Consider the following 25,956-nt stretch of genomic DNA (forward strand, 5'->3'; position numbering starts at 1 on the left):
GCGTACAAGGGACGCTTACGCCGTCACGACCGGTTCGCGTAGCGCCGTTGTGCCAGTTCGAACAGCATCAGCGCGGCGAAGGCGCTCGCGGCGAGCATGACGATGGCCGCGATGCCGACCGGCACGGACGGCGCGATGACGGCCGCGGTTCCCAGCAGGGCACCCGAAACGAGCGCGGTGAGAAACCGCTTGATGCCGGTGAACGAGGCGAACTTCTGTGCGACCGTCGGGTCGAGCCCCACGATTCGGGACCAGACGACGTAGAGCGAGACGACGACGAGAAACGACAGCGCGGCGACACCCAACAACAGAAAGAATGCGTCAAGTTCCACGTGGGTTCGACTCTGTTGCTACTCAGGGTGGGGCACGCGGACATAAGTCTACCGAATGATAGTATCGAAAGCAAGGGAGATAGCGCAGTGTGGGGTCTACGGTATCTCGGGATGAGAACTTACGTGAGAGGATTGGTGACACTTTGGGAGGAAGCCAACCTCCCGCCAGAGCCTCCGGCACCGCCGAGATACGCGTGCTCACACTGACTGACGCGCCCGAGTCAGGAAGGGGCGCATCCGTTTCTATGACTTCCGCCACCTTTGTTATACGCCCGCTAAACCACCGAAAAACCGACCTTATCCACACCGGAACCCAACACGTCGGGGAGTCGTTTTTATCAGTTTCGCGCCCCCATATCCGGTATGAATCTCGCGGACAGCACCGTCGTCGTCGTGGGGAGCGGCTTCGGCGGGCTTTCGACTGCGTGCTATCTCGCCGACGCGGGCGCGGACGTGACGGTTCTCGAAAAGAACGAACAGCTCGGCGGCCGCGCGAGCAGACTGGAGGAAGACGGCTTCCGGTTCGACATGGGTCCGTCGTGGTACCTCATGCCCGACGTGTTCGAACGCTTTTTCGGTCACTTCGACCGCACGCCGAGCGACTACTACCGACTGGAGCGACTCGACCCGCACTACCGTATCTTCTTCAAGGACGGCGACGGGCGGGGGAGCGAAAACGGAGATGGGAGCGAGAACGGAACCGAAGGGGTCGATTTCGTCGATATCCTCCCGGAGTTGGAGAAGAACAAGGAGCTGTTCGAGTCGTTCGAACCGGGCGCTGGCGAGGCGCTCCAGCGCTATCTCGACCAATCCGAACGGAACTACGGCGTCGGAATGGAGCACTTCGTCTACACCGACCGCTCCCGGTTCCGGGATTACGTCTCGATGGACGTTGCGCGGAACGCCCGCGGGCTGAACCTCCTCGGGTCGATGCAGGACCACGTGGAGCAGTACTTCGACGACCCGCGACTCCAGCAGATAATGCAGTACACGCTGGTCTTCCTCGGCGGGTCGCCGAAGAACACGCCCGCCATCTACAACCTGATGAGCCACGTCGATTTCAACCTCGGCGTCTACTACCCGGAAAACGGTCTCGGCGGCGTCGTGGACGGTATCGTCGAACTCGCCGAGGAACTGGGCGTCGAGTTCCGAACCGACTACGAAGTGACGGACATCACGGGTCACGAGGGCGATTTCTTCGTCCACAGCGCCGACGAGAGAATCGCGGCTGACCTCGTGGTGAGCGACGCGGACTACCCCCACACGGAACAGGAACTCCTCCCACCGGAGTCCCGCCAGTACGACGCCGACTACTGGGAGTCGCGGACCTACGCGCCGTCGGCGTTCCTCCTGTACCTCGGCGTCGAGGGCGACGTGGAACCGCTCGCCCACCACACGCTCGTCCTGCCCGAGGACTGGAACGAGCACTTCGACCGGATATTCGATACCCCGTCGTGGCCCGACGACCCGGCCTACTACCTCTGCGTTCCGAGCGAGACCGACGATTCGGTCGCGCCCGAGGGACACAGCAACCTGTTCGCGCTCGTCCCCATCGCGCCCGGACTGCCCGACGGCCCGGCGATACGCGAGAACTTCCGCGAGAAGCTGTTGGACGACATCGAGGCGAACACGGGCGTCTCGCTCCGCGACCGCATCGTCTTCGAGGAGTCCTTCTCCGTCTCGGAGTTCGCCGACCGCTACAACAGCACGAAGGGAACCGCGCTCGGCCTCGCCCACACGCTCCTGCAGACCGGACCGATGCGCCCCGGCCACCGGTCGCCGACGGTCGATGGCCTGTATTTCACCGGGTCGTACACAACGCCCGGCATCGGCGTCCCGATGTGCCTCATCAGCGGCCAACACACCGCGGACGCCATGGTCGAGGACCACTAACGTCGAGTACCGACACACGATGATCCGTTCCTTCCTCACGCTGTCGCGGCCGCGATTCTGGCTCTATCTCGCCGGGCCGGTACTGGTGGGTTTGGCTTACGGCGCATCGACCGTCGGCGACCTCCTCTCCCCCGTCTCGGTCGCCCTGTTCGTCTACTTCCTGTTCCCGGCCAACGTCTTCCTCTACGGCATCAACGACGTGTTCGACGCCGACGTGGACGAGGAGAATCCGAAGAAAGAGGGGCGAGAGTCGCGGTATCGAGGGGACCGAGCGGTTCCCGTCGCAGTCGCGGTCTGTGCCGCGCTCGGCGTCGGGTTCCTGTTCGTCACGCCGTCCGCGGCGTGGCCGTGGCTCGTCGGCTTCCTCCTCCTCGGCGCGGAGTACTCCGCACCGCCGCTCCGGTTCAAGACGACGCCGTTCATCGACTCGCTCTCGAACGGGCTGTACGTCCTCCCGGGCGCGGCGGCCTACGCGGCGCTCGCCGGGAGTCAGCCCCCACTCCTCGCCGTGGTCGGCGGGTGGCTCTGGGCGATGGGAATGCACACGTTCTCCGCGATACCCGAAATCGAACCCGACCGTCGCGCCGGGATTCGGACGACGGCGACGGCGCTCGGGGAGTCCCGAACCCTCGCCTACTGTGCCGTCTGCTGGCTCCTCGCGGCGGGGCTGTTCGCGCTCCTCGACGTCCGCGCGGGACTGCTCCTGCTGGCGTACCCCCTGCTCGTCGTCGCGTGGGTCACCCGCGACGTGGACATCGCACGCGCCTACTGGTGGTATCCGGCCATCAACACCGCCGTCGGGGCCGTGTTGACCGTGGGCGGCCTGTGGGGTGTCGTCCGTGGATAGACGCGCCGCGGAGGCGCGGCTTTCCGCGCTCGTCCGCGAGAACCGGTTCACCATCGCGGTCGTCTTTCCGCTCATCGGTGCCGCGCTGTTCGTGGTGGGGTACGAGGCGTGGCTCCCGGCGTGGCTCGCGCGGAACCCCTTCCTCATCATCTTCGGGACGCTCGTCATGCGCTCGCCGCTCGTGGCCGGGTTGACGCCGCTCGTGGACCGACGGGCGGGTATCGCGCTCCTCCTGTTGACGGCCTACACGTACGCCATCGAGTTCCTCGGCGTGACGACAGGGTTCCCGTACGGGAAGTTCCACTACGTCCTCGAACTCGGCCCGATGCTGTTCGGGACGGTTCCGGCGGGGCTTCCGGTGTTTTTCTTCCCGCTCGTGCTGAACAGCTACCTGCTCTGTCTCCTGTTGCTCGGCCCGCGGGCGGACTCCCGCCTCGCCCGCTTTGCGGCCTCGCTCGCCGTCGTCGTCGTCATCGACCTCGTGTTGGACCCGGCGGCCGTCGCGCTCCGGTTCTGGGCGTACGCCGACGGCGGCGCGTACTACGGCGTCCCGCTCTCGAACTACCTCGGCTGGGTCGTCAGCGGCGCTGTCGCCGTCGGACTCGTCGAACTCGGATTCGATTGGCGGGCGCTCCGCGACAGACTCGACTCCTGTGAGTTCATGCTGGACGACATGGTGAGCTTCGTCATCCTCTGGGGTGCGATGAACCTCTACTTCGAACACTGGATTCCGGTCGTCGTGGCCGCCCTCCTGTTCGTCGGCCTCAGAAAGATAGACCGCTTCGACTTCGCCGTCTTTCGACCGGCGACTGGACTCTCCCGCTGACCGGACGGTCGGGTTCTCAGACGCGACGACGCACGAGCAGGCCGATGGCGATACCGAGACCGAGGGCCGCGAGCGTTCGCCGCGACTCCGAAAACCGCACGAATCGCGTCCCTTCGGGCGACACTTCGAGCGCGCCGATTGGGGCCGCCCCCGCACCGCCGCCCATTCGACTGCCGTCCGAACCGCCGACGCCGCCGAACCCGTAGCTCACCTTCGCTATCGGGATGATTGTTCGGTTGCCGACCTGTATCGGCGTTCCGTACACCGTTTCGGCACCCACGTTTCGACGGAATTGCTGCAGGAGGGCTTCGAGTCGCTCGAATACGTCCATACCCCTTCGAAAACGAAGCAGGAACAAATGATTTCGGGTGTTGACACGCGTCGAAGCGGGTACCGTCCGCTATTGGGACGTATATAGTACAACTAGTGACGTTTTTCTATCGCCCGTGCCAGCCACGAACTGTGGCGCACACGGCGTTGTCGTAACATATCGAACATCATCCACCACCAACCACTACCAGCCAGCACCTCGCGCCACACCATCTCCTTGCCACCGCACCGCTATCCGTCGGTTTTTCTACCCTTCTGTTCGGCCCTGTAACAAGAATCCGACGCCGAGCGACCAGCACCCGATTCCGACGCCCAGAAGTCCGAGCGAGAGCGGCGTCCACGAGTCTCGGTGTACCGCCTCGACCGGAGCGAGGTGAATCAGCACGTCTATCGCCGTCGTAATCGACGCCGCGTCGGCGAGAACGTCGGCGACGCCCACGATGACGAGCGGAAGCGAGAGGACGACCAACGCCGCTCCGAACGCGATGGCGCGTGTCCCGGCCCAGTGGACGGTTCTTCGGTCGAACATCGGCCGTCCTCAGAGACGACCCCGAGAGGCTTAGCGTTGCCCGCTCCGTTTCTCCCGGCGATACCAGACGAAGAAAGCGAGCACGAGAATCAGCGCGCCACCGGCGAAAAAGAGCGCTCCGGGTGGGATACCGGCACCCGACGCGCTCTCGGCGATGGTCCGCGTCGTGCTGGTCGTGCTCGCATGCAGCGCGGTCGTCGTCTTGTCCGCGACCGTCGTCGCGGCTTCCGCCGTCGTCCGGGCCGCCTCGTGGGTCGTTCCGCCGTCGGCGGGTGCGTGGGTCGTCGTCGCCGCGTTTCCGGCGCTGCCGCCCGCGTCGGCGCTTCGTGCCGTCGTCGTCGCTACCTTCTCGCCGCTGTCAGTGTTGCCGCTCGACCCCATCTGGAAGATGGGTCCGATGATCGGTCTGTTCGTGGCGAGTCGCTGGACGACGAGGCTCGCCAGCCCGAGGATGCCGAGACCGCCGAACAGGTTCGAGAGGGCGGATTTCAGTCCGACGGTATCCGACTCGTTCCCGGCGAAGAGGACGAGCGGTTCCGCGGTCGGCGCGTACACCTTCATTTCGCGCCCCTTGCTGGAGTAGGCCGTGTCCGCGACCTCGACGAGGTTGCCGTCTTCCAACTTTCCGAGGTGGTACTGGACGTTCTGGAGCGACGTCTCGACGCGTTCCGCGATGGTTGCCGGGGTCGCCGGTTCCTCGTACAGAGCCGCGAGGATATCGCGTCCGGTCTGCGAGGAGAGGGCGGCGACCAACGCGTCCGCGTCCTCGCTGTCGACGCCGACGACTCGCGGGTCGCGGTCCTCGTCCGCGACGGAATCGACGGTGGAGGGCAGAAAGTCGACCATACCCTACCATTCCGAGCGGGGACTATAACTTTGCCCGACGCGGGCTTTCCCGGTATTTTATTACGTCCCGCTGGAAACGCATGCGTCGGTAGGCGAAGACATGGACGGCGACGAAACCTCGTTACGAGCACTGTTGCAGATTCTCACGGAACCGCGCAGACGGTACGCGCTGTACCACCTCCGGCGGCACGACGAGACCACGGTCACGCGTCTCGCGGACAACGTGGCGGGGTGGATGGACGCCGACCGGGACGAACCCCTCTCGGGGCAGGAACACGTCCACATCTACACCGAACTCCACCACACCGACATTCCGCGGCTCGTCGCCGCCGGTATCGTTCACCTCCCCGACGACGAAGAGCGAGTGGAAGTCGTCTCGTTCCCGGACGTTCTCTCCGACCTCCTCGACGTCACCCTCGAATTCGACGACGGCGGGATGTGACCGCCCCGGAGCTTAGACACACTCTAATCCGCTCGCGTGACCGTTTCCGGCGCTTCGTTCCGCAGACGGGAGATTGAAGGGCCGTTTTCGCCTTGAAACGAGTATGAGAGCGTTCGCTCCGGGAAGCGTGACGGCGGTGTTCGCACCGGCCGAGTCGGGCGACGAGTCGAGAGGCGCGAGCATGGCTATCGAGGATGGGGTCGTCGCGTCGGTGCGGGCGGCGGACGAAACCCAGATACTGCTCGACGGCGAGGGGACCGACTTCGAACCCGTCTCCGGCGTGCTCGACGAGTTGGGATGCACCGCCCGCGTGGAACTCGAACACGACATTCCCATCGGGTGCGGCTTCGGCGCGAGCGGCGCGGCCACGCTCGCAACCGCGCTCGCGGCGAACGCGGAGTTCGGACTCGGACGCTCGCGGGAGGACCTCGTACACGCCTCGCACGTCGCCGAGGTGAACGCCGGAACCGGATTGGGCGACGTGTTTATCCAGACGGCGGGCGGCGCGCTGATGAGCGACGGGTCGGGTCGCCGCCGCTGGGAACCGACCGACGCCATCGAGTACGTCTCGTTCGGCGGGATGGCGACCAGCGAGACGCTGGGTAACCCGGACCTGATGGCGCGAATCGGACGCGTCGGCGGGAAGACGCTCGATTCGCTGCCGCGCGAGCCGTCCTTGGAACGCCTCACGCGGGACGCGTGGTCGTTCGCACGGGAGATAGAACTCCCCACGGACACGGTTCGGGACACCGTGGCCGACGTGGAGACGGCGGGCGGCGCGGCGAGCATGGCGATGCTCGGCGAAACCGTCTTCGCGGTGGGCGTCGAGGACGTGCTCCCGAACCGGACGACCGTCTCGTTTTCCGGCGCACACTTGCTGTAGCGTCGCCGTCGAATTTTTGCCGTTCCGCGGTGTGTCTCTATCGGCTATGGCCGACCCAGTGGCGACCGAGGCGTCCGCGGACGAACACGAATCGGCGCATCACCGAAGTCGATGGCCCATCATCGCTGCGGGCGGTGCGGCGACCATGTACCTCGGACTCGGGTTGACGATACTGGGCAGCGTCTCCGACGTGTTCCCCGGAATCGTCGGGGTCGTTCTCGCACTCTTCGGCTTCGTCGTGCTCGTCGGCGGACTGGGCGGATGGCTCGACCAGGCCTACCTCCGCGACTACTGGCAACACGGGACGAGCACGGAGAAGAAGTACTCCTACGAGGCGACGATGGTGTCGTTCCTGCTGACCGACATCGCCACGTTCGGCGCGGTGTTCACCTACTACTTCTTCGTCCGCGTCGGCACGTGGCCGCCCGCGGAGCTGCCCGACGTGCTGACATCGCTCCTGCTCGTCAACACGACCGTCCTCGTGCTGAGCAGTTTCACCCTTCACTACTCGCACATCGCGCTCCGGAAGGGGAAGCAAAAGCGGTTTCTCGCGCTCCTCGGCGTCACCGTCGTCCTCGGGGTGGGGTTCGTCGCGGGGCAGGCGTACGAGTACTACGACTTCATCGTCCGCGAGGGGTTCACCCTGACCTCGGGGCTGTTCGGGAGCGCTTTCTACGGACTGACCGGCTTGCACGGCCTGCACGTCACGCTCGGCGTAATTTTGCTGTTCGTCGTCCTCGGTCGGGCGATTCGCGGCCAGTACGACTCCGAACGGGATACGTCGGTCAGCACGGTCTCGATGTACTGGCACTTCGTGGACGCGGTGTGGATATTCCTCGTCGTCGTGCTGTACGTCGGGTCGAGCGTGACGGGGTGAGAGCCGTCACGCCCGCGCCGGTTCGACGAAGAGGAGTTCGTTGCCCTCCGGGTCGAACGCGATGACTTCGACGCCGTACTCGCGTTCCTGCGGTTCGGACGCGAACTCGACGCCGCGCTCGCGCAAGTCGGCGTACGTCGCGTGACAGTCGTCCACCTCCAAGCCGATCATCGGGTTGTGGCCGACCAACTCCTCGTATCTGTCGGCGTCCCGACCGTCGAACCACTCCGGGGACCGGAGGATGATGTGGACGCCCTCCCGTCCCGCGGGGGCGACGGTGAGCCACCTGTCCTCGCCCATCTCGCTGTCCTCCTTCTTCTCGAAGCCGAGCGTTTCGGTGTAGAAGTCGAGGGCCGCCTCCTGGTCCGCGACTATCAGCGCGAAATGCGTGACCCGCGAGACGTGGCCGGTCGATTGCTGTGTCATGGTTCTCTCCCGATGAACGGACGACGGGGAGCACGAAATACGCACGCCTCCGGGTTCGGAATCGGGTCGAAGAACGCCGAAATCACCGATTCGTCCCGCGTGCCCGCTCCTCACGTTCGAGGAGCTTTCGGTAGAGCGGCGGCGTGAGGATTCCGAGCGCGCCCAACAGGACGAACACCACGCCGAGCGGGAACAGGAGCGGATCAACCCCGAGACACGGGTTCGCGGAGGAGATGGTCACGTACCGGGTGGTCCCGCCGGACGCGACGAGGACGCCTCGTTCGAATGCTCGCCGGTGGACGAACCGTCCGCGAACCTCGCCGGTGTCCCGCGGATTTTCGAGCGCGTCCTCGAACGCCCGGCGTTCCGCGGGCGCGAGTTCGTCGATGCCGAACTCCCGGAGCGGGTCGGTCCGCGTCGCGGCCGTCAGCTGGTCGGTCGCGCCGGGCGAGTAGACGACGATGGTCGGATTGCCACAAAGGTTGAGTTGGGATTGAACGACGGCGTACCCGCCGAGCGTTCCCCCGGCGATACCGACGGCGACGAGGAGCGTGCCGAAGAACGGCGCGCCGTAGGTTAGCAACGTCTCGGAGAGCGAGCTTTCCTCGTCGATGGGTTCGGGATGTCGGTTGTCGGGGTCCATCAGGCCACCTCCCACCGTTCGGAGAGGTACTCGAACGTGGCGGACAGTCCGAACCCGTAGAACCAGTGGGCGATGAGGACGAAGACGGCGTAGGCGAGGAGGTGAAGACCGGTTTGGCCGGTGTAGAAGGCCAGTCCGAACCCGACCGAGATTATCGTCGCGAACGCCAATCCGGTGATGATCCGCGGACCCCCGGGCAGGTACTCCGCCAGGACGGCGAACAGGAGCGCCCAGGTCGTCATTCCCCCGATGAGGAAGAGGAGGTAGCCGATAACCACGCCCTGTTCGCCGACGAATCCCGCGAGGTCGGAGAACGACACGAGGTCGAACACGCCCAGCACCGTCGCGGTGAACAGCACGCCGGACATGAGCATCGTTCCGATGAACCCGCCGATTGCGGCCGCGCCCGCGATGCGCGGAATCGTGTTTATCAGCGGTTCGACGCCGACGAGGATGTTCGGACTGCCCTCGCCGGGGACGCTCGTCGCGGCCGGACGGGTTATTTCGGGTTCCGTCGGTTCGATGCCGTACTTCTCCTCCAGCCGTCGTTCGAACCACTGCCACTCGCGGGTGAACTGGTGGGTGCGTTTCAGCCCCCACACGTCGGCCGTCTTGACGGGGGTGCCGTTCCAGTACGACCAGAGCATGTTGTAGAGCCACAACAGCACCGAGATGCCGAGGAGATACGCGCCGATGGTGGCGATGCGCTGGTACGACGCGAACTCCGCGGGATAGATGGCGAAGCGCCGCGGGAGACCCAACAGCCCCATGATGACGAGCGTGCCGAAGGTGACGACGGACCCGACGACGAGCAACAGCGATTGGAACAGCGCGAGTTGCCGGTCGTACATCCGCCCCGTCAGGATGGGATACCAGTAGTAACTCGCGGCGACCATCATGAACGGAATGATGCCCATGAGTATCAGGTGGAAGTGACCGACGACGTAGTAGGTGCCGTGGAGGACGATATCGACGGGTATCACCGCCAGAAAGACGCCGGTCACGCCGCCGACGACGAAGGTGCCGATGCTGCCGATACAGAGAACCATCGGTGCCGTGAGCCGAACCCGCCCCGACCAAATCGTCGTTATCCAGTTGAACACTTTGATGGCGCTCGGTACGGCGATGGCGATGGAGACGGCCATGAAACTCGCGCGGAGGCGCGGGTCGATACCCGTCGTGAACATGTGATGCGCCCAGACGCCGAAGGAGAGCACGCCGATACCCATCGTGGAGTAGACGATGAACTTGAACCCGAACAGCTTCCGGCCCGCGAACTTCGGCAGGATGAAACTCATCAGCCCCGTCGCCGGGAGGAAGATGATGTACACTTCGGGGTGCCCGAAGAACCAGAACAGATGCTGCCAGAGGAGCGCCCCGCCGCCCTGTGGCGCGTAGAACGTGGTTCCCAACACGCGGTCGAACAGCAGCATGATGGCGGCGCTCCCCAGCAGCGGAAAGGCGAAGATGATTATCCCGCTCGTCACGAGGAGGTTCCAGCAGAAGATATCGAGCGAGTCGAACCCTACGTCTTCGGCGCGTTCGTAGAGGATGGTGACGATGAAGTTGATGGCACCGAGGGTCGTGGCGATGCCCGAGAGGTGCAACCCGAGGAGCAGGAAGTCTATCTGCGGGTTCGAACTCTGGGTCGAAAGCGGCGTGTACAGCGTCCATCCGAGTTCCGGGTCGCGGAGCGTCCAGAAGAACTGGAAGAGGGGGCCGTGAACGTCGAACAGTCGAAGAAACTGGCCGATGACCTGTGACGGAAGCCCCCCGCGAACGAGGAGCAACGAGGGCGGCAACAGCCAGAAGCCGATGGCGTTGAGGCGCGGAAACGCCATGTCGTCCGCGCCGATGAGGATGGGCAAGAAGTAGTTGGCGATGCCGAAGAAGACCGGCGTGACGAAGAAAAAGAGCATCGTGATGCCGTGCGAGGTGAACAGCGCGTTGTACGTCTCCGTGGACCAGATGCTCGCGTTCGGCGTCAGCAGTTCCGTCCGCATCATCATGGCTTCGATACCGCCCCAGAGGGCCGCGAACGTCCCGAAGATGATGTACAGCGTCCCGATTTCGCGGTGATTCGTCGTCGTCGTCCAGTGGACGACGGACTTCCACATCGAACCGAGGTCGAAATCGAACTCGCGTCGCGCCGGATACCCGCCGTCGGGTTCCGCGGCTTGTCGATGGGACAGCCGCGAGAGAACCCAACACCCGAGGACGACGAGCGAGAGCGCCGTGAACTCGACTATCGCCCGATTCATCGCGGAACCACCTCTCGATGGCCTTCGCTGGTCCCCTTCCCCCCGTGCATACTCACTCGTGTCAATGGCGACCATGATAAAGCCGCAGGCCGCCTCCTGTCCGACAGAATTGACACATGAAACACAGTTCACCGAGCGCACGATAGTTATATCCGCACGTCTGTTGACTCGGGAACGATGCGACTTCGCCGCAGGGGGGCATCTCGGTGGGGGGCACTGGTGTGCCTGTTCGTCGTCGGAATCGCCGCCGTCCAACCAGCGGCCGCGCAATCGGTCAACAAACGGCTCATCGACTCGCTGAACTACCAGCTTGCGTACGTGGCGCTGCCGCTGACGCTCTTCGTCGAGATAATTCTGGTCTACGCGGTGTTCAAGTTCCGGAACAACGACGACCCGTTACCGACGGCGGAGGACCCGCCGCTCGAAATAACGTGGACCATCGCAACTGCCATCATCCTGCTGTTCGTCGGCGTCGCGGCGTTCACCGTGCTGACGAATCCGTACATCACGCCGACGCAACCGACGGGCGGCGCTGGAACGGGCGGCGCGAGGATGGGACTCGCGGACGCCGCGAACTCGACGGACTCGGTGACGGTCCGCGGACTCGCCTACCAGTGGGGGTGGCAGTTCAGCTATCCGGGGACGAACGTCACGACACGCGACGAACTCGTTCTCCCGGCGAACACCGACATCTACGTTCGGATGACCTCCGCGGACGTGATTCACTCGCTGTTCGTCCCGCAACTCGGGGTCAAACAGGACGTGTTCCCCAAGCGAACCACCGTCATCCACACGCGCGTCTTCGAACCCGGAACGTACCGCGGCTACTGCGCCGAGTTCTGTGGCTCGGGCCACGCGCGCATGCGGACCGAGGTCCGCGTGCTCCCCAAGGACGAGTACCGACAGTGGCTCCGGAATTCGACGGCGGAAAACGGCTCGGCGAGGTAACACGCGTCCGAAAAAAGCGGAGTTTCGCTCACCGCTCAGTTGCTGTCCGAGATTTGAACGTTGTCGAGCGTCACGCCGAGGTTCTTCAGCGTGATGTCGACGTGGCATATCTCGTAGGTCTGCCCGTTGAACGAGACGTGGAGACCGTCGATGGTCATCGTCGAGGAGTCGAGCGTGTACCGCTGGTTGTCGATGGTGAGATTCGGGAATCCGGGTCCGGCGATGTTCGTATCCGAGATGGTGACGGTCGCGTCGCTGATGGTAATGTCCTGATTGCCGAGTTTCGTGACGTTGCTGTCCGAGGCGTTCCCGGCCGCGAGCGCGACGCCCGCGCTGGTGCTGACGAGGAGGGCGGCTATCAACAGGGGTGCGAGAAGTCTCCGTGCTGCTACTCTCATGGTGTCTGACCCCTCGACGGCAACGAGAAAAAGGGGAGCGGATAGTTCTGCCGATTACGCGCAGTTCATTGGTATAAATCAAACTGTGAAATAATACTCGAGAACCCATACAATCGTTCTTTCTCGGTTCTAATGTGGTCTGAACGAGTAAATATAACAAAATCAGATGGTTGTTCGCTGTGACTTCCGCGACCGATTGTAAGGTCGGCCTACCGAAAAATAGGGGACGCCTGCAGGTCGGAGCGCATCTTCCACGGTCGATGGACGCCCGTTTGCCCCTCTCGGCGACCGCAACGCCGCATCAGTCGTCCGCTCGTCCGCCGAGTTCGAACCGCTGGACCTTCCCGCTCGTCGTTCGCGGGAGGGTTCGGACGAACTCGATTTCGCGCGGGTGTTTGTACGCCGCCATCGTCTCCAGGCAGTACTCTCGCAGTCGGTCGGCGTTGGGAGACACGCCGGTCGCCGGAACCACGTAGGCGGCGACGGTTTCGCCGCGACGGTCGTCGTGTTTTCCGACGACCGCCGCCTCCGCGACGTCGGGATGGTCGTAGAGCACTTCCTCCACTTCCCCCGGATAGACGTTGTAGCCCGCGGTGACGATGACGTCGGATTTCCGCCCGAGAACCTCGTAGTAGTTGTCCTCGTCGCGGCGCACGATGTCTCCGGTTTTGAAGTAGCCGTCGTCGGTGAACGCCGCGTCGGTCGCCTCCGGTCGCTCGTGGTAGCCCTTCATGACGTGCGGGCCGCGAACGAGCAGTTCGCCCGCCTCTCCGGGCGAGACGGTCTCGCCGTCCTCGTCCACGACCGCACAGTCCGTCGCGCGAAACGGTTGCCCGATGGTGCCCGGACGCGGCCCGAACGTCGCGTTGATTCCGGCGTGCGTGCCGCCGCCCGTCTCGGTCAGCCCGTAGGCCTCGAACAGTTCGACCCCGACGCCGTTCTCGAACGTCTCCTGTACCGGTGTCGGCATGGTCGCGCCGCCCTCCATCGACTCCGCCAGACTCGACAGGTCGTACTCGCCGAAGGAGTCGTGTTCGACGATATCCACGTACATCGCGGCGACCGCGCCGAACTTCGTGATTCGCTTCGACTCGATGGTCGCCATGGCCGCCTCGGGGTCCCACGACTCGGAATCGCGGAGGAAGACGCTCGCCCCGCGAACGAGGGGCTGCCACGTCCGGTTGACGAACCCGGCGATGTGCGACAGCGGAAGGACCGACAGAAACCGCTCCTCGTCGGCGTCGAGGGCGGTTCGCTCGAACCCCATGAACGACTGCGCTCGGAGGTTCCGGTGGGTGAGCAGGACGCCCTTCGGGGTCCCCGTCGTCCCGCTGGTGTACGGTTGCATGGCGACGTCGCCGTCGGTTCGTTCGGCGAGGACCGGTTCGCCGTCCACGTCCGCGAACATGCGGTCCGCGTCCGCAATTCTGTCTCCGTCCTCTCCATCCCAATCCCTGCGACCGATGACCACCGGGTCCGTTTCGACCCCCCGTATCGCGTCCGCGGCCGTCTCGCGGAGCGATTCGTCCACCACGACGGCCTTGGCGTCGCTGTCGTCCAGACGATAGGCGACTTCTCGGGTTCGATACTGCGGGTTCATCGGGACGAACGGCGTCCCCGCTTTGAGCGCACCGAGGGCCGCGATAACGAACTCGGGGCAGTTGGGGAGGAAGAGCGCGATTCGGTCGCCCGGACGGAGCCCGAGGGCCTGCAATCCGCCCGCAAATCGAGCGGACCGGTCCCGGAGTTCGGCGTGCGTGTACCGTTTCCCGTCCGTTTCGAGCGCGAGTTTCTCGGCGTGACACTCCGCGGTTTCGTCGTACAGTCGCGCGACGTTCCCCGACCGTGCCGCGACCGAAAACGAGTCGGCTTCCATGCGAACACGCCCGCGACACGCCGGGAAAAGTACGGAGCATCGTTCATCGGAACCCCCAGCAAACGGACGACTTACGCCACCTCTTCCGAGAAAGCAGGTGTTCCGTACCACGTTCACGTGAGCGAAGCGTCCGCCTACGCGAGTGAACGACCGTCCCGATTTACGTCGGCCGCAGTCGTCCACTCCCCGATGGCCGACGAGATGGCAGACCCCGACGCGAGAGAGAGCGGGTCGTACGTCGTCCGGCAGTACGACCCCGACGACCGAGCGGGTGTGCTGGCGCTATACGAAACCGTGTTCGGCGACCGCCGCGGGCGCGGCGAGTGGTTCGACTGGAAGTTCGGCGACAACCCCTACCTGTCACACGTCCCGATTTGCGTCGCGGAGCGCGACGGCGAGGTCGTGGGTGCACGGCCGAGCCTCCCGGTTCCGCTCTCCGTCGGCGGAACGCGCGAACTCGCGCTCGTGCAGGTGGACCCGATGGTCCACCCCGACCATCGCCGACAGGGGCTGTTCACCCGCATGGCGAAACACGTCTACGACTACTACGGCCCGCGGGAGCCGTCCATCGTCGTCGGATTCCCGAACGAGGCGGTGAAAGCCGGACTGGAGAAGTTGGCGGACAAGCTCTCGCTCCGGGACGGCGTTCTGACGAACTTCACCGAACACTACCGCGTACAGAACCCGCAGGCGCTGAGCGATTCGCCGGTTGCGAGCGCCGCACTCCCCGCGATTCGAGGGTACCTCGCGGGGCGCGACCGGATGACGTCGAGAGCCCCGGATTCCGTCATCGACCGCTACGACGACCTCCGTCCGGCCATGCTCGCCGACATCGCCGCCACACAGCGCACCGCGAGCGCCCACGCCGTCCGCGACGAGACGTTCCTCGCGTGGCGATTCCTGAACCCTCGCTACGAGTACACGACCTACGTATATCGCGGCGAGTACGGCCCCGTCGCCATGGTCGTTGGCGAACAACGAAAAACGGACCAAACCATCGTCCACCTCTCGGACGTGCTTCCGGTCGCGGGCGGAACGGCACGGGAACGGGCGCTCTCCGCGCTCCTCGGGCGAATCATCGACGAACACCGGGACGCCGACGTGATCGTCGCCGCGGGAACCACGCTTCCGCGGTCGCTCCTCGCCGACCACGGATTTCTGCCGACCGACCGTTTCCCCCTCTCCCGATTGACCTCGGAGTACTGGTTCTCGGCGCGGCCCATCGGTGGGCCGGGTGGAGACTGGACGGTCAACGGTCGCCGACTGGCCGAGGAAGGAAGTTGGAATCTCTCGTTCTGTGAACTGGAAATCGGGTGACGTCGAAGAGTTAGTGGGTTCCATTCTCGGGGTCGCCCACGGCTCACGGTCGTCCCGTTCATTCGTTCGCTTCACTCACTGATTCAAACCCACCACGAATCCGCTCCGCTCATCGTGAAGTTTTTCGAAAAGGAAGCCGGTGGAGGGATTTGAACCCTCGGCCTATTCCTTACGAAGGAATCGCTCTAGCCAGTCTGAGCTACACCGGCACACTCGCGTATGCTCGTGTCCCGTACCCGACGTCGCTACGCTCCGTCGGACACCGGCATGGGGCTTCCAACTGCATTACAACGTAGACACCACGGAGTGCATAAGGGTTGCGAAATGGCCGCGGGCACCGGCGTTAATTCATCACGAACTACCGCGTCAATCGAACGTCCAGACAGACGTTGAGTTCGTGCGGCGCGTAGGACCGCACCGTCTGCCGCGTTTCGACCGAGACGTCGTATTCCGGTTCCGCCGCCGCGCGAATTGCCGCCTCTCCGGGGCCGAACGGGTCGTCCTCGTGTTGAATGTCGTAGTAGTGGACGACGCACTCGTCGCCCGCGAGGGAGACGGCGGTGTCGAGGAACTCGTCCGCGCTGTGCGGGAGGTTCATGACGAGGCGGTCGGCCCAGTTCTCGTACTCCGTCGCCGTCTCCCGAACGTCGCCGCAAATCGCCGTCACGCGGTCTTCGACCCCGTTCCGGCGGGCGTTCTCGTTGAGGTAGTCGATTGCCACATCGTTCACGTCCGCGCCGACGACCGTCGCGCCGCGCTTTGCGAACGGAATCACGAACGGCCCCACGCCCGCGAACATGTCGAAGGCGCGTTCGTCCGGTTCCACCTGCTCCGCGACGCGGTGGCGCTCCGTGGCGAGTCGAGGGGAGAAGTAGACCCGCGCGACGTCCAAGAGGAACTCACAACCGTACTCGCGGTGGACGGTTTCGGTTCCGTTCCCGGCCAGCACGTCCCAGTCGCGCACGCGAGTCTCACCTTTGACCTTCGATGCGCGGTTGAGCACCGTCTCGACCGGGAGGGCCGAGGCGACTACCGCGTCGGCGACTTCGGTCGCCAGTTCGGGGTCGTCCTCGTCGATGAGGACGATTTTACCCAGTCGCTCGTAACTCGGTTCGAAGCCGAGGATATCGGCGGGCATCTGCTGTGTCGTCCGCGTCGGGAGGTCGCGGGTGACGACCTCGAACGTCGGTGGAATCGCGTCTGGGTCGGTGACGGGGATGTACAGCCACCCGTCTTCGACGACGATCTCCACCTCGTCCACAATCAAATCCGACTCGGCGAGTTCGCGGCGCGCCGCTTCCCCCTCTTCCCGTTCGACGCGCACGCAAGGCACTTCCATACGTCATCGTTACCGGAAGCGGGCGTTAACGCTGACGCTTCGGGTCGCGGCGAGGGGACGGCCCTGTCGAACCAACGGACAGTTTCGAGTTGCAAACGGCCACTTGCCCACATCACCGCTTGACAACGTGTCGCAAAGTAATCGACTCTCCACTGTGGGAGTACGCCGAGGAACTGTCGATTTCCTATCGCAACCGTCCATTCCCTATCTATTAAACGGCGGCCGCTAATCGGGTGCCGTCGGGGAGTCGAACCGTTCGAGTCATCATTGCTGTCGGATGGCGTAGCTGAACGATTCGAAACGGAGTCGTCGGTTTATTCCCGGCGTCGGAGTACCGCGGCTTGGTTCCAATTCGGGACCGGTAGAGAACCATGACACAACGACTACAGCAACCGGAGACACAAGAACTCGACATCGGCCAGCAGTCACAGTCACAACGGTATCGACCGACGGGTCAGCAGTACCAGCAAGAGACACGACAGCCACAGACGCAACAGTTCGAACGACAACCGAGTCGGCAACCGATGCAACAACAGCCAATGCAACAACAGCACCGGCAGGCGACGCAACAACAGCCAATGCAACAACAGCACCGGCAGGCGACGCAACAACAGCCAATGCAACAACAGCACCGGCAGGCGACGCAACAACAGCCGATGCAACAGCAACCGATGCAACAGCACCGGCAGGCCGAGCAGTTCGGCCAACAGATTCGCCAGCGATACGAAGAATCGGTTCCCAGTGAGGTTCGCCTCGCTGTGGACGACTTGGAGAAGGTCTCGACCACGGCCGAGTGGGCCAAAGTGAAGGCGGTTCAACGCGGATTGCCCCGCGTCGCAAACGTCTGTGACGATATTCAAGAGCTCGCGGAGTTACAGAAGAAACTCATCATCCGACAGTCACCGGTCAGTCACACTATCGGGCAATGCTCCGTGCAAGCCATCCAAGAGGGCCTACAGGAGCTTCAACAGCACACGGGTGAACCCGAGGTACAGGCCACCATCGAGAACGCCAAACAGTCGCTCGGCACCATCGAGAAGGGACTCTCTGCGCTCCAAACCACCGGTACCCACCAATCCGGCCAGCAGGTCGGTGGACAGCAGTCCGGTCAGCAAACCGGAGGGCGGCGGTTCGGCCAGCAGTACGGAACGCAGGGAACGTCCCAGGGAATCGGAACGCAATCGATGGAGCACCACCCGAGTCAGCCTTACTGAGCCGACGCGATGAGCCGCTGAATTTTTCGAACGGCGTACTTCGCGCGCTTTAACCGGCCGGAACACGGAGAGCGCACATGCTCACCTTCATCGGACTCGGCCTGTACGACGAGCGTTCGATCACCGTCGAGGGCCGCGACGCCATCGCCGACGCCGACCGCGTGTTCGCCGAATTCTACACCAGCAAGCTCATCGGAGCGGACGTGACCGACCTCGAAGCGTTTCACGACACGGACATCGAGGTTCGAGACCGCGCTGGCGTCGAACAGCACCCGGACGACATCCTCGCTGCTGCCGAGTCGGGCGACGCCGCATTCCTCACCGCCGGTGACACCATGATTTCGACGACGCACGTCGACCTCCGACTCCGGGCCGAAGACCGCGGTATCGACACTCGCGTGGTTCACGCACCGACCGCCGAGTCCGCCGCGAGCGGACTCACCGGCTTGCAGAACTACCGCTTCGGGAAAGCGACCACGCTGCCGTTCGAGTACGCCCACGGTGCGGACGGACTCCCAGCGAGCGTGACCGATGTTCTCGACGACAACCGCGAGCGAGGCCTGCACACGCTCGTCTACCTCGACATCAAAGTCGGCTGGAATCCGAGAAAAGAGGACGAAGCCGGAGAGGACGAGTACATGACCGCGAGCCACGCGGCGGAATTGCTCGCCGACGGATACGACGACGTGCTCGCCGTCGTCGTCGCGCGCGCCGGAAGCCCCGACCCGCTGGTCGAAGCCGACCGACTCTCGGAACTCGCGGAGCGTGATTTCGGCGACCCGCTCCATCTGCTCGTCGTCCCGGGCGACCTCCACCACATCGAAGCCGACGCGCTCGAATCGCTCGCCGACGCGCCGAGCGACCTGCTCGACGTCGTATAGAACGGTCTTATTCTCGATTTTTTCGGCGGTCGATAGCGCCGCCGCTCACGGGTCGAGTGCGCGAAAAATGAAGTAGGTTTCGTCAGTCGAAATCAGACTCGGTGTCCGATTTAGTTCTCTCGGCGGAGCGCGAGGAGCGCGGCCGCGAGGAGTGCAACGACGGAGATAGCGACGCCGAATCCGGGCTGACCGTCATCGTTTTCGGTCGTGGATTCTTCCGACGAGGTCGTCGTCTTGGACGAGGACGTGGTCGTCTCCGAGGACGTCGTGGTCGTCTCCGAGGACGTCGTGGTCGTCGTCGTGGTCGTCGTCGTGGTCGTCGTGGTCGTCGTGGTCTCGCCGTTCTGCGTCTGGTCGATCGTGCCGCTGATCGATGCGTCGGAGCCACGGACGCTGAGGTCGAAGGTGGTGCCGTTGTCGTACTCACTGAGGTTGAAGCTAGCTTCGAACGAGCCGTCCTCGTTGACGGTCGCTTTTGCGGTCTTGTAGAACACGCGGTCGCTGTCTGCGACAATCGTCAGTTCCGTACCGGGCGCCACGTTGGTTTCACCGGAGATGGTGGCCTCACCCTTCGGGACGGCAACGTCGTCGCCGCCGTTGAGTTCGACACTCTTCTTCTCGTAGGTGAAGGTCGTGGAGACCGCCTCGTTATCGTTAGCGAGGGCGTAGTCGTCCGAGACCTTGAACTTTGCAGTCCACTCACCGAGACCGTCGCCGTTGGTGTCTTCGGTCTTGAGCGTGCTGGTCGGGACCTTGACGTAGAACGTGTTGTTGGCACCGTCCTGCTCAACCAAGACGTCAGCGGCGCTGGTCGTGAAGGAGTCTTTGGGCGTGTTACGCTCGATGTTGTCACCGGACTCGGTGAACGTCATCGACATGTTGTTGACGGATGCGAGGTCGGAACCTTCGAGAGCGCCGAAGATGCCGGAGGCCTCGACTTGCACGACAACAGCGTCACCGTCTGCGACGTTGCCACGCTGCGTGACCTTGTTGGTCAGGTCCGTAACGTTGTCCCAGCTGGTGTCGGGCATGATCCACGTCTGCGCGTTGTCGGTCGAGCGTTCGGTGACCGAGAGCGAGGAGACGTCAGTCGGGTTGTCGAGGTTCGACGGTGCAGCGCGGATTTCGTAGGAACCTTCCGCGAGAGGCGAAGCGAGACCAGCGTTGGTGTCGCTACTTGCGTCAACGACGCTAGCGGAGTCCTCGCTGCCTTCGTAGACGAAGTTGCTCGAGGTGCTGCTGGTGGTCTTGAACGTGTTCAGGTAGAACGTGACTTTGCCGTCGTCGTTCGTGTCCTCGACTTTGACGTCAGCACGGAAGACTTCTCCTGATTTGCCGAGACGGACCATGCCGTTGTCCGTGTTCTCGAGATTGACCGTGATCGGAACGACGTCACCGCGTGCGACGCTGTAGAGGTCGTTGTCACCGGTCATGAAGGAGACGGACTTGTCGCCCGCTTCTTCGACGGTAATCGAAGCTTCAGCGGAGGCATCCGTGTCTGCAACGTTGAATGTGAAGTTGTGCATTCCAGCGGCGGTGTCGCCGAAGTAAGCGTCGACTTCCTCGGACGTGCCGCCCATGATGGTAACGGTGTCGTCCTCGGTGTCGTTGCTCGTAACGGCGCTGCCGAAGATGCTTTCGAGGTCGCTGACCGAGAGGCCTTCAGCGGAGACAATAACCTTGTAGCTCGGTCGCTTGGGCGACTTGAGCGTCAGGGTCGTCGCGTTGGCGTCGGAGTCCGCGTTCGTCACGGAATCGTCAGCGAAGTTGGCGCTGAGGTCTTGCTCAACGACTTCGAACGTCGCGATCTGGTTGTTGTCTTGGTCTTCGAGGAAGTACTTGCCCGTGTCGAGTGCGCTCGTGTCGAGGAGAATGTTACCGTTTGCTCCGACCGAGCCCGCACCGCTCAGGGTTTCGTCCTTGTCGTCCGTTCGAACCTCGTACTTGGTATCGTTAGCGTCGAGGGTGCCGAAGTCGCTGGCGTTAACGAACAGCTGTTCACCTTGGAAATAAGTCCCACCGCTCGACAGTGCTTCGTCACCGTCGCTTGCGGAGTAGCTTTTTGCCGCAGCAGCCGAGCCGGCGAACGCCATCGAGCCGGCGAATACCGACAAGACGACGAGTGCCGCTAGGGCAACACTGCGAACCTTTGTATTGTTTCCTGTCATGCTTTCTCGTTAGTTGTTTCTCGTACGGCGACAGTTCCTTTCCCACGACCGTATAGACATTTCGTCCAACCCGTATCGCACGGGGAGGGAAGTGGTACTCCATCTGCCACCATGGGTAGGGGTACAGGAAGAACGTTAGTCCATTATTATAAATGCTTTGTGGTCTGGTAATCGGCCGTTACGTACTCACGCGCCCCAATTCGGACAATATGGGCAGTACTGGAGTTTCCATGAAAAGGTAATGGAGCCGACCAATGGCGGCGCTCGGCTCCCATCCGAGTTATGACAATGAGGGATTAATGAGATGGTTCACCATTCCACTCTTTAAGTAGGGTTGACGACCCAAATCGAACGAAAACATGACTCTGTGACGATTATGAATGAAAACTGTGACTGAATATTTAGTTATATATTCGGAATGCGCAGGTGTTCTGCGGCTGGATCGCCCCTCCGAGAAAAAAATCGCATTCGGCCTCGAACCGCTCAGTTCTGCTCGATAATCTCGATTTCGTGGCCGTCTTGGTCCTTGGTGAACGCGTACCTGTCGTCGCACGATTCGGGGTCGCGGTAGTCGTCCGCCTCGCGCTCCAGCAGGGTTTCCCACGTGTCGTGGAGGTCGTCAGCGCGCACCGCGAGGTGCCCCCACGCGTCGCCCATCTCGTACGACCGGCCGTCGTAGTTGTAGGTGAGTTCGACTGCCATCGCCTCTCGGGCGGCGTCCTCGGGTTTCATGAAGTAGTTGGCGAACGTGTCCGACTCCCAGCGACCGGTGTGTTCGTATTCGAACTTGCGCGTCCAGAAGCCGAGCGCCTCGTCGGCGTCTTCGACGCGAATCATCGTGTGGTCGATGCTCCACTTCTCGCCGTAGTCACGCTTTACGATCTCGATTTCGTGTCCGTCGGGGTCCTTGACGAAGGCGTATCGTCCGCCACAGGACTCCGGGTCGCGGTAGTCCTCGACGCCCTTGTCCATCAGTTGTTGGTACGACGATTCGAGTTCGTCCTCCGGGACGCGCACCGCGATGTGTCCCCACGCGTCGCCCATCTCGTACGACCGGTCGTCGTGGTTGTACGTGAGTTCGAGGACGGCACCCTCGTCGTGGACGTTCTCCGGTCCGAGGTAGACGTTCGTGAACGTGTCCGCCTCCCAGCGGCCCTTCTCCTCGTACCCGAGGTGCGTCTCGTACCAGTCGAGCGATTCGTCCAAATCCTCTACACGCATCATCACGTGGTCGAATGTCCCGCTCATACGTCCGAAACCACCCGCTCCGAAGCGAAAAGGGTACCGCTCGCGGAAACCGGGCGGGGAAAAATGAATACTGGAATGGAACATCGCACGCAATGCGTACGCGTGCGAACTACTCTATTATTCTTCCAAGGTCGGGCCAGTAAAACCACCACGCACACAGCAGGAGACAGACCGGCCCGAGCGGAGCGACCAACCCGGACCGATGAACGAACCGAAGCGAGAATCCAACGTGCGTCACACCGGCGAACACGAGCAGCCAACCGGTCACCCGACGGTCCTCGAACCGCCCGGCGAACGAACTTAGAACGGCGAGGAGATAGAGGCACACGCTGAGCGGCCACGCGAGGAGTTGCCGTGGCAAGCCGGACGTGAGGACGAACAGGTAATCGGGAAGCGTCGTAACGTGGTAGGTCGTCGGGTTCAGGAGCCCCCACGGGAAGACCAGCGTGGTGCCGCTGGGTGCGACGAGAACCGTCCACGGGACGAAAAACAGCGCGAGAAGGGTGAGTCGCCGACGCCATTTCGGAGCGAGATGGGTAGAAGGGACGGCGGGGGTCACTTTCGAAGGATGAGCCGAAGCACGTCCTCGTCCGCGAGTTCGTGTTCCATTCCGACCTGCTGTTCGTCGTGTTTCGCGCTCGGGCCGCTGACGCGAGCGAACCGGAAGCGTTGCTCCATCTCGCCGCCGAGGTGGTGACAAGCGTCCTTGATGGTGCTCCCTTGCGGGAGGACGAGCGGTTCCTCGTAATCGACGCCCCGACCCGGCTTGTCCATATATATCCGCATCAGGCCGAGTTCGTTCCAGATTTTCTCCCGCAGCGCGTCGAGTCCCTTCTCCTTCTCCGCGCTGATGAACACGGCTTCCTCCGGGTCGATGTCGTGGTCGCGCAGTTGCCCTCGGACTTTTTCCGCGTAGTCGTGTTCGATGAGGTCCACCTTGTTCACCGACACCATCGACGGGATGTAGACGCGGTTGTCCATGATGCCGTCGATGAGGCGGTCGATATCTACCTTCTCGCGGAGGGTGACGTTCGCGTTCACGTACCCGTGCTCGCGGAGGACCTCCTTGATGACGTTCTCGGAGATGTCCTGCTCCGCGCTGGAAGTCACTCGAATTCCGCCGCGACCCTTTTTGGCGATGGAGATACTGGGCGGGGTGGAATCCAGCCGAATCTTGTTCTCGTACAACTCCTCCCGAAGCCGTTCGTACTGGTCGATTTCGAAGACAGAGAGGACGAAGACCACGAGGTCCGCGGCGCGAACGACGGAGAGGACCTCTTGCCCGCCGCCCCGTCCGTGGGCCGCACCCTCGATGAGGCCGGGAACGTCGAGGAGTTGGATGTTCGCACCGTTGTACTGCAACATCCCCGGGTTCACGTTGAGGGTCGTGAACTCGTACGCGCCGACTTCGCTCTCCGCGGCGGTGAGCGAGTTCAACAGCGTCGATTTCCCCACGCTCGGGAACCCGACGAACGCGACGGTCGCATCGCCCGTCTTCTCGACGGCGTATCCCTCTCCGCCACCGGCGGAGGACTGGTTCTGTAGCTTCTCCTTTTTCTCCGCGAGTTTCGCCTTCAGCCGACCGATGTGGCTCTCGGTGGACTTGTTGTACGGCGTGTCCGAGATTTCCTCGCGGAGTGCTTCGATTTCCTCCTCCAGTCCCATTAGCAACACGTCGGCCGTGGCCGCCGAAAAGCTTGTTCCTTCTCGTCAGGGGGATTTTGTCGTCAGATTCGACACGTTAATAGGTTTCGCCTCGCCAAATCACACGTAGGTACATGCCGAATCCCGCTCATCTCCGCGACAGCACGCAGATAATCCTCCACCGGGAGTCTCTCTGCGGGATTCGGAACGAACTCGAAGGGGAGTTCACGCTGACCATCGTCCCGCTGGACGACGAACGCTACCGACTCATCGGGAGCCCCGTCGAAATAAAGAACGCGAGCCAATTTTTGGGACGACGCGGCGTAAGTTTGCCGTAGTCGAGTGGGCGATGTCCTCGTTTTCGCGGCCGGTCCCCGAGTGAACGGTTGACATTCTCGACGCCGGTATCCACCGTTCGGCAACGCCGGAAAAGAAAATCCTTAAAACTCCAGCGAGATTTCGGTTACGTATGGTAGATACGATCGAAGTACTCGTCCCCGGCGGACAGGCCAATCCCGGCCCACCACTCGGCCCGGAACTCGGCCCAACCGCGGTCAACGTGCAGGAAGTCGTCAACGAGATCAACGAGCAGACGGCGGCGTTCGACGGGACGGAAGTCCCCGTCACCGTCTTCGTCGAGGACGACGGTGGTTTCAGCCTCGAAATCGGTGTCCCGCCGACGGCGGCGCTCATCAAGGACGAGGCCGGATTCGAGACGGGTAGCGGCGAACCCCAGAAGGATTTCGTCGCCGACCTCTCGATAGACCAAGTGAAGAAAATCGCGGAGCAGAAGAAACCCGACCTCCTCGCCTACGACACGAAGAACGCGGCGAAGGAAGTCGTCGGTACGTGTGCCTCGCTCGGCGTCACCGTCGAGGGTGACGACGCACGCGAGTTCAAAGCCAAGGTCGACGACGGCGAGTACGACGACGCTCTCTCCGCGTAACTCGGTTTTTCTTCCCTATACCAACAACAGTATCGCCGAGTAGCAACCGGCACCGACCGCGAACGCCCAGAAGCGACTGCGGCGTTCTTCCGGCAGTTCTTCCTTGATGACGTTGAGGATGACTCCCCCCGCGAGGAACGCGAAGAGGGTGTTCACGACGGCTTCGTCGACGTGGGTGTTGATGCCGATGCCCCACCCGGCTACGACGGCAGTGGCGAGTACCCACCGACCGATTCGGTCGTACGTCTCCCGATGGTGGTCCCGAAAGCCGTAATCGTTGACGACGAAGTGCAGTCCCATCGCGGTCGCGTACAAGGCCAACCCGACGACGCCCGGCTGTTCCCGATGAACGAGCAGATAGCCGATGAGCGCGTTGTACGCCGTGAACGCCCCGATGTGAATCCAGAAGATACTCGCGTTCGTCTCCGGTCGCACGTCCGCGTTGCGACCGGATTCCCGCGCGAGGCGCTCTAACCCGTAAAACAGCGCGAATCCGACGAGCGCGACGAGATAGACGTGACGTTCGAGGAATCCGGCGAGGAGCGGCACTGACTGGAGTATCGTGCCGCCTTCGAGTTCGGGGAGGACGTGGACGAAGACGTACGCGACCGACGCACCGCCGGCCATCGAAAGCCAGTAGCTCCGCGGAATCACCCGAAACGACCGGACGTGTCCCGCGCTCACGTGAACGACCGCGAGCGCGACTGCCACGACACCGGTGAGCGGCGTCATCGTCGCCATCGTTGTCCCTTCGTGATGCGGCCTCAAACCGCAAACCAGTGACGGCTCGAACGGCCGTTCGTCCCGAAATGGTTCGACGGGTTTAAGTTCCGCATGCGTCA

27 protein-coding genes and 1 tRNA gene are annotated in these 25,956 nt (G+C 63.1%); 12 read left to right on the top strand and 16 right to left on the bottom strand.

Annotation, left to right across the window (positions count from 1 at the left end):
* Positions 1-23 precede the first annotated feature (23 nt).
* Positions 24-332 carry a hypothetical protein gene (locus B208_RS0101065; RefSeq protein WP_007978553.1) on the bottom strand — a complete coding sequence of 103 codons (309 nt, stop codon included), beginning with the start codon at positions 330-332 and terminating at the stop codon, positions 24-26.
* Between the two features lie 363 nt (positions 333-695).
* On the opposite strand from B208_RS0101065, the gene B208_RS0101070 reads away from it, so the two are divergent.
* From B208_RS0101070 to cruF, 3 genes are read left to right on the top strand one after another with little or no spacing between them, the layout of a single operon-like run.
* Positions 696-2,225 (top strand): phytoene desaturase family protein, encoded by a 1,530-nt coding sequence (locus B208_RS0101070; RefSeq protein ID WP_007978554.1) that lies wholly within the window; start codon positions 696-698, stop codon positions 2,223-2,225.
* Between the two features lie 19 nt (positions 2,226-2,244).
* Positions 2,245-3,072 carry a prenyltransferase gene (locus tag B208_RS0101075; protein ID WP_018128652.1) on the top strand — a complete coding sequence of 276 codons (828 nt, stop codon included), beginning with the start codon at positions 2,245-2,247 and terminating at the stop codon, positions 3,070-3,072.
* A complete protein-coding gene (gene cruF / locus B208_RS0101080; protein WP_007978558.1) occupies positions 3,065-3,898 on the top strand; it encodes a bisanhydrobacterioruberin hydratase in 834 nt (277 codons plus the stop codon). Before B208_RS0101075 ends, cruF begins: the two co-directional genes overlap by 8 nt.
* 16 nt (positions 3,899-3,914) lie before the next feature.
* Here the strand turns inward: cruF and B208_RS0101085 are convergent, their stop codons facing one another.
* From B208_RS0101085 to B208_RS0101095, 3 genes are all read right to left on the bottom strand, one after another.
* Positions 3,915-4,229: a GerW family sporulation protein gene (locus B208_RS0101085; RefSeq protein ID WP_007978560.1), complete on the bottom strand. Its 315-nt coding sequence runs from the start codon at positions 4,227-4,229 to the stop codon at positions 3,915-3,917.
* 246 nt (positions 4,230-4,475) lie between these two features.
* Positions 4,476-4,757, bottom strand: a complete 282-nt coding sequence (locus B208_RS0101090; protein WP_007978562.1) for a hypothetical protein — start codon at positions 4,755-4,757, stop codon at positions 4,476-4,478.
* A 30-nt stretch (positions 4,758-4,787) separates the two neighbouring features.
* A complete protein-coding gene (locus B208_RS0101095) occupies positions 4,788-5,603 on the bottom strand; it encodes an ArsR/SmtB family transcription factor (RefSeq protein ID WP_007978565.1) in 816 nt (271 codons plus the stop codon).
* A 100-nt stretch (positions 5,604-5,703) separates the two neighbouring features.
* Between B208_RS0101095 and B208_RS0101100 the strand changes: the two genes are divergently transcribed.
* From B208_RS0101100 to B208_RS0101110, 3 genes are all read left to right on the top strand, one after another.
* Positions 5,704-6,045, top strand: coding sequence for a DUF7344 domain-containing protein (locus B208_RS0101100; RefSeq protein WP_007978567.1), 342 nt, complete (start codon positions 5,704-5,706; stop codon positions 6,043-6,045).
* 103 nt (positions 6,046-6,148) lie between these two features.
* Positions 6,149-6,928, top strand: a complete 780-nt coding sequence (locus B208_RS0101105; RefSeq protein ID WP_007978569.1) for a GHMP family kinase ATP-binding protein — start codon at positions 6,149-6,151, stop codon at positions 6,926-6,928.
* Between the two features lie 46 nt (positions 6,929-6,974).
* Positions 6,975-7,805 (top strand): cytochrome c oxidase subunit 3, encoded by an 831-nt coding sequence (locus B208_RS0101110; RefSeq protein ID WP_007978571.1) that lies wholly within the window; start codon positions 6,975-6,977, stop codon positions 7,803-7,805.
* 6 nt (positions 7,806-7,811) lie between these two features.
* Here the strand turns inward: B208_RS0101110 and B208_RS0101115 are convergent, their stop codons facing one another.
* The 3 genes from B208_RS0101115 to B208_RS0101125 all read right to left on the bottom strand — a co-directional run bounded on the left by B208_RS0101115 (position 7,812) and on the right by B208_RS0101125 (position 11,135).
* Positions 7,812-8,231 (bottom strand): VOC family protein, encoded by a 420-nt coding sequence (locus tag B208_RS0101115; RefSeq protein ID WP_018128653.1) that lies wholly within the window; start codon positions 8,229-8,231, stop codon positions 7,812-7,814.
* Positions 8,232-8,313: 82 nt separating this feature from the next.
* On the bottom strand, positions 8,314-8,874 hold the full coding sequence (locus tag B208_RS0101120) for a hypothetical protein (protein WP_007978575.1): 561 nt from the start codon (positions 8,872-8,874) through the stop codon (positions 8,314-8,316).
* Entirely contained in the window at positions 8,874-11,135 is a 2,262-nt protein-coding gene (locus B208_RS0101125; protein ID WP_007978577.1) for a DUF6789 family protein, read from the bottom strand. Before B208_RS0101125 ends, B208_RS0101120 begins: the two co-directional genes overlap by 1 nt.
* Before the next feature lie 177 nt (positions 11,136-11,312).
* Between B208_RS0101125 and coxB the strand changes: the two genes are divergently transcribed.
* A complete protein-coding gene (coxB, locus tag B208_RS0101130; RefSeq protein ID WP_026177690.1) occupies positions 11,313-12,083 on the top strand; it encodes a cytochrome c oxidase subunit II in 771 nt (256 codons plus the stop codon).
* Positions 12,084-12,118: 35 nt separating this feature from the next.
* Here coxB and B208_RS0101135 read toward each other — a convergent pair whose 3' ends face one another.
* Positions 12,119-12,481 carry a hypothetical protein gene (locus B208_RS0101135; RefSeq protein ID WP_232423685.1) on the bottom strand — a complete coding sequence of 121 codons (363 nt, stop codon included), beginning with the start codon at positions 12,479-12,481 and terminating at the stop codon, positions 12,119-12,121.
* A gap of 301 nt (positions 12,482-12,782) precedes the next feature.
* The gene (locus B208_RS0101140; RefSeq protein WP_007978582.1) at positions 12,783-14,357 is read right to left on the bottom strand and encodes a class I adenylate-forming enzyme family protein; all 1,575 of its coding nucleotides are present in this window, start codon (positions 14,355-14,357) and stop codon (positions 12,783-12,785) included.
* A 117-nt stretch (positions 14,358-14,474) separates the two neighbouring features.
* Between B208_RS0101140 and B208_RS0101145 the strand changes: the two genes are divergently transcribed.
* Positions 14,475-15,674 (top strand): GNAT family N-acetyltransferase, encoded by a 1,200-nt coding sequence (locus B208_RS0101145; protein WP_232423686.1) that lies wholly within the window; start codon positions 14,475-14,477, stop codon positions 15,672-15,674.
* A 134-nt stretch (positions 15,675-15,808) separates the two neighbouring features.
* On the opposite strand, the gene B208_RS0101150 is transcribed toward B208_RS0101145, so the two are convergent.
* A tRNA-Thr gene (locus tag B208_RS0101150) sits at positions 15,809-15,883 on the bottom strand.
* Between the two features lie 149 nt (positions 15,884-16,032).
* Positions 16,033-17,013 (bottom strand): class I SAM-dependent methyltransferase, encoded by a 981-nt coding sequence (locus tag B208_RS0101155; protein ID WP_026177691.1) that lies wholly within the window; start codon positions 17,011-17,013, stop codon positions 16,033-16,035.
* A gap of 371 nt (positions 17,014-17,384) precedes the next feature.
* Here B208_RS0101155 and B208_RS0101160 point away from each other — a divergent pair, with 371 nt between their 5' ends.
* Both B208_RS0101160 and dph5 read left to right on the top strand, forming a co-directional pair.
* The gene (locus B208_RS0101160) at positions 17,385-18,227 is read left to right on the top strand and encodes a hypothetical protein (protein WP_232423687.1); all 843 of its coding nucleotides are present in this window, start codon (positions 17,385-17,387) and stop codon (positions 18,225-18,227) included.
* A 77-nt stretch (positions 18,228-18,304) separates the two neighbouring features.
* Entirely contained in the window at positions 18,305-19,108 is an 804-nt protein-coding gene (gene dph5, locus B208_RS0101165; RefSeq protein WP_007978589.1) for a diphthine synthase, read from the top strand.
* Positions 19,109-19,218: 110 nt separating this feature from the next.
* On the opposite strand, the gene B208_RS0101170 is transcribed toward dph5, so the two are convergent.
* The 4 genes from B208_RS0101170 to B208_RS0101185 form a co-directional block, all read right to left on the bottom strand.
* The gene (locus B208_RS0101170; protein WP_073096535.1) at positions 19,219-21,276 is read right to left on the bottom strand and encodes a DUF7827 domain-containing protein; all 2,058 of its coding nucleotides are present in this window, start codon (positions 21,274-21,276) and stop codon (positions 19,219-19,221) included.
* A gap of 483 nt (positions 21,277-21,759) precedes the next feature.
* A complete protein-coding gene (locus B208_RS0101175; protein WP_007978593.1) occupies positions 21,760-22,524 on the bottom strand; it encodes a VOC family protein in 765 nt (254 codons plus the stop codon).
* A 109-nt stretch (positions 22,525-22,633) separates the two neighbouring features.
* Positions 22,634-23,083, bottom strand: a complete 450-nt coding sequence (locus tag B208_RS0101180; protein WP_007978595.1) for a TIGR04206 family protein — start codon at positions 23,081-23,083, stop codon at positions 22,634-22,636.
* Positions 23,080-24,189: an OBG GTPase family GTP-binding protein gene (locus tag B208_RS0101185; RefSeq protein ID WP_007978596.1), complete on the bottom strand. Its 1,110-nt coding sequence runs from the start codon at positions 24,187-24,189 to the stop codon at positions 23,080-23,082. The genes B208_RS0101180 and B208_RS0101185 overlap by 4 nt, the downstream gene beginning before the upstream one ends.
* Before the next feature lie 113 nt (positions 24,190-24,302).
* Here B208_RS0101185 and B208_RS0101190 point away from each other — a divergent pair, with 113 nt between their 5' ends.
* Both B208_RS0101190 and B208_RS0101195 read left to right on the top strand, forming a co-directional pair.
* Complete coding sequence (locus tag B208_RS0101190) at positions 24,303-24,506, top strand: VNG_1110C family protein (protein WP_007978597.1); 204 nt, start codon at positions 24,303-24,305, stop codon at positions 24,504-24,506.
* Positions 24,507-24,637: 131 nt separating this feature from the next.
* Entirely contained in the window at positions 24,638-25,114 is a 477-nt protein-coding gene (locus B208_RS0101195; protein WP_007978598.1) for a 50S ribosomal protein L11, read from the top strand.
* Positions 25,115-25,129: 15 nt separating this feature from the next.
* Here the strand turns inward: B208_RS0101195 and B208_RS0101200 are convergent, their stop codons facing one another.
* Positions 25,130-25,855: a hypothetical protein gene (locus B208_RS0101200; RefSeq protein ID WP_007978599.1), complete on the bottom strand. Its 726-nt coding sequence runs from the start codon at positions 25,853-25,855 to the stop codon at positions 25,130-25,132.
* Positions 25,856-25,956 lie beyond the last annotated feature (101 nt).

The organism is Haladaptatus paucihalophilus DX253 (genome assembly GCF_000376445.1).
Classification (GTDB): domain Archaea; phylum Halobacteriota; class Halobacteria; order Halobacteriales; family Haladaptataceae; genus Haladaptatus; species Haladaptatus paucihalophilus.